Genomic DNA, 4,027 nt, shown 5'->3' with positions numbered 1-4,027 from the left:
ACGATCGCCAAGCTAAAGTCCAAAAAGGACTAATCGCGCGCAGGCGCTGCAAAAGCGAGCTTTGCTAGGCGGCGGAGCGCAAAATTTGACGAACCGAACGGATCGCGTTAAACGCGCATCGGCAAGCTTTGCAGCTGTATTTGTGCACCGAAGTAGGGCACATACAAACGTGCTCGGTTTGAAGTGCCCAAACGAAACTAAGCCAGAACTCGCTAAGCAAATGCGCGCCAAAACAGTCACAAAGAAAGCGAGTGCTATCGTTTGAAAATCCACGGCCGTGGCTTGTAGTTACTAAACCTTGCGCTTGCCGTCGCCGTTTTTATTAAGCCTAGGCGGGCGAGCAACGCGTATTTAAAATTTAAGCCGAATTGCGCGCTAGGCTAAATTATACGCCAAAATTTCATTAAATTTAATGCCATGCGGTTCGGCGGATGCTTAAATTTAGCGATAAATTTATCTCACGCGCGGTGCAAATTCCGCACCGCCGCCGCGCTCGCAAAATGAATCGTCCAAGCAAACAAAACGCCATATAAAAGCGAAATTGCAAGAATTTAACCAAATTTTGCTAAAATCGCCGCAAAATTCCAAGGAGAAAAGATGAAAAAATTAGCTCTTTTAATATCCTTTGCTGCGATGATGATTTTTACCGGCTGCGCGAGCACCACGCAAGGCGGCGCCGTAGGCATCGACCGCTCGCAATTCATCACCGTAAGCGAAGCTGAAATGGATCAAGGTGCCGCGCTTGCCTACAGGCAGATTACCGCCCAAGCAAACGCCAAGCACGTCCTAAATACCGATAAAAAGCTAACTGATCGCGTTAGAGGCATCTCGAGGCGCCTAATCGCTCAAGTTGGCGCATTTCGCAAAGACGCACTGAAATGGAACTGGCAGGTAAATGTCATCAACGACCCTACGATCAATGCTTGGTGTATGCCTGGCGGCCGTATCGTCGTATATACTGGCATCATAGAAAAACTAAAGCTTACCGATGCCGAGCTGGCTGCTATTTTGGGGCACGAGATGTCGCACGCACTGCGCGAACACAGCCGCGAGCGAGCCTCGACTGAACAGATGAAAGATGTCGGTATCGCCGTAGCAAGCTCTGCAGCAGGGCTTGGAGATCTGGGCTCAGCGGCTTTGAACATGGCGGCGCAGTACACATTCACGCTGCCGTTTTCGCGCACGCATGAGACGGAGGCCGATCTGATGGGCGTCGAGCTGATGGCGCGCGCAGGATACGATCCAAGGGCGGCGATAAATGTCTGGGAGAAGATGAATAAGCTAAATGAGAGCCATCCGCTTAAATTTATGTCCACGCACCCTTCAAACGACGATCGCATCGCCGATCTAAAAGAGGTGATGCCGAAAGTCTTGCCGCTTTACGAGGCTGCCACAAGAAATAGATAGCCTTGCGATTTAAAATTTCGCAAGAGCTTGCGCGCTAAGGTTTTTTAAGTAGCGGGTTTTATCGTCGCATTTAAATTTCTTAATGGACTTGCGCGCGGCGCTAGGATTATCCGCCGCCGCGCATAAGCTCTATCGCGATAAAATCTCGCCGCGACAAAGGCCTGCCGCGGCGCAAAATCCTAAATCGCCGCAAAATTCCGCTAACACGCACGATAAATACAATCCGCGCTTAGACAAAATTTCATTTCAAAACGCAAGCACTAGGCGAAATTCTGCCGCATAAGAGACCGGAATGTCCGTAGCTATAGAATTTTACGGCACAAAATTTTACGATTTTAAGCGCGATGGAATTTAGAGTAAAATTTTGCCTCTTTGGGCGCAGATAGAATTTCATCGCGGCCGTATACAGATAAAATTTTACAGCCGCAGCCCGGTATAAAAATAAAATTTATTCGGCTGGGCGGTAGAATTTTTAGCGTCTTTGCGTAGTGGCAAGTCTCGCGCGGGCAGATGAAATTTTGCGCGATAAAAGATAGTCAAATTTCAATTCCGCAAAATTCTACGAGTCGGCGTGAGGAATTTTCCGCGCCTTTTGGATTTTAAAGCGTTTTTAGATATAATTGCAAAATATTTATTTTTAAATTTCAAAGGATAAGAAATTTGGACACGGACAGTTCGGTTTTAATGTTAGTTTTAGCTTTTGTATTCATCTTTATGAATGCTTTTTTCGTTCTTTCGGAATTCTCAATCGTAAAAATAAGAAAATCGCGCCTCGAAGAGCTTATCAAAGATAAAATTCCAAACGCAGGGCTCGCTTTTAAAATTTCAAACTCCCTAGACACCTACCTCAGCGCCACTCAGCTCGGTATCACGATAAGCTCGCTGGCTCTGGGCTGGATCGGTGAGCCTGCGGTAGCGAGGCTGATCGAGCTGCCGCTAAAGACCTTCGGCGTAGGCGGCGTAGCGATCCATACGATCGCCTTTATCGTCTCCTTTACGCTCGTTACGCTGTTTCACGTCGTACTCGGCGAGCTGGTGCCAAAATCCATCGCTATCGCCAAAACCGAAAAAGTAGTGCTTTTCATCGCTAAGCCGCTGCATCTGTTTTGGATCCTATTTTTCCCTATTATCAAGGCGTTTGACTTTATCGCCGCCGTTTCGCTTAAAATAATCGGCGTAAAACCCGCCAAAGAGAGCGAGCTTGCGCTTTCGGACGAAGAGATCAAAATCATCGCGAGCGAGAGCCTAAAAGGCGGCGTGCTTGATAGCCTAGAGACCGAGATCATCAAAAACGCCGTCGATTTCAGCGACACGGTCGCCAAAGAGATAATGACGCCGCGCCGCGATCTGATCTGCCTAAACAAGCAAGCAAGCTACGAGGAAAACTACAACACCGTCTTGCAGTCGAGATTTACGCGCTTTCCATATATCGACGGCAGCAAGGATAACGTCCTAGGTCTCATCCATATCCGCGATATCATCCAGCAAAAGGGCGAGCGAAGCTTCGATAAGATCGTGCGCAAACTCATCATCGTGCCCGAAAACAGCCCGATCTCTAAAATTTTACCGATGATGAATAAGCAGCGCATTTTTGCCGCGCTCGTCATCGACGAATACGGCGGCACGGCGGGATTTTTGACGATGGAAGATATAATAGAAGAAATTTTTGGCGACATCAACGACGAGCACGACGCGAATGCGCAAAATTTCAAACGTATCGACGAGAACACCTTTGAGTTTAGAGGCCGCTTCGAGATCGAAGGCGTCGAGGAGGTGATGGGCATCGACTTTGATGAGGAGACCGAACAGCTAACGATCGGCGGCTATGTCTTTAATCTCTTCGGCAGCCTACCTGAAATCGGCGATAAAATAAGCGATGAAAACTGCGACTATGAAGTGCTGCGAATGGACGGCACTAGGGTCTCGCTCGTAAAAGCGATCAAAAAAGCAGTCGCGCAGCCGCAAGAAAACGAAGAAGCGGAGAAAAATAACTAAGCCAAAGTGTGAGTTAATAAAATTCGCTCTGTGATGCTGCGTGCCGGAAATTTCAAGCGCGCTGCCGCTTGCGACGCTCCCAATCCCCATATAGGGCAAAAATTTATTCGCCGCTCCCACATAGATGCCCTAATAGCGGGCAGAGGAATGCCCGCCGCCTTTCAGAGCGCCATAAAGTGCTATTTATAAGTCCTCTGCATATTGCAAATGAAAAGCGAAATTCTACCGCGAAAATTCTGCCAGAGCAACGCTAAATAGAGAATTTCTTGATGAGCCTGTTTTCAAATTTTGCGAAATCGTAGATTTTAAAAATTTCAAAATTTTGCGGAATTTTAAAATTCTAATTGATCTAAATTTCTCGCCCAACTTAAATAGCAATCCCCGCTACAAACCCAGGCTAAGCAAATTTTAAAGCCAAAGCTTAAGCGCAAAATTTTCTAAAATTATAAAGATAAAATTTTGCCGCGTAGTATCGCAGAATTAACTCTATTGATTTTAATCATAAAATTTCACCAATCTTGCTTTAAAACTTCGCGATTTTAAATTCTAAAAATCCTCAGTAATCAAATCGGCACGCCTTAAAATTTTGCGGAATTTTAAAATTCTAATTGATCTAAATTTCTCC

The 4,027-nt window shown here is 46.4% G+C and carries 2 protein-coding genes; both read left to right on the top strand.

Annotation, left to right across the window (positions count from 1 at the left end):
- The first annotated feature begins 597 nt into the window (after positions 1 to 597).
- On the top strand, positions 598 to 1,407 hold the full coding sequence (locus Q0236_RS04955) for a M48 family metallopeptidase (RefSeq protein ID WP_297915686.1): 810 nt from the start codon (positions 598 to 600) through the stop codon (positions 1,405 to 1,407).
- A gap of 684 nt (positions 1,408 to 2,091) precedes the next feature.
- Positions 2,092 to 3,402 (top strand): hemolysin family protein, encoded by a 1,311-nt coding sequence (locus Q0236_RS04950; RefSeq protein ID WP_297915688.1) that lies wholly within the window; start codon positions 2,092 to 2,094, stop codon positions 3,400 to 3,402.
- Positions 3,403 to 4,027: the final 625 nt, after the last annotated feature.

Origin of the sequence: uncultured Campylobacter sp. (assembly GCF_938031315.1) — a bacterium.
In the GTDB taxonomy this organism is placed as follows: domain Bacteria; phylum Campylobacterota; class Campylobacteria; order Campylobacterales; family Campylobacteraceae; genus Campylobacter_B.
The sequence above is the reverse complement of the archived record's forward strand: the minus strand, read 5'-3'. Positions and strand labels throughout refer to the sequence as shown.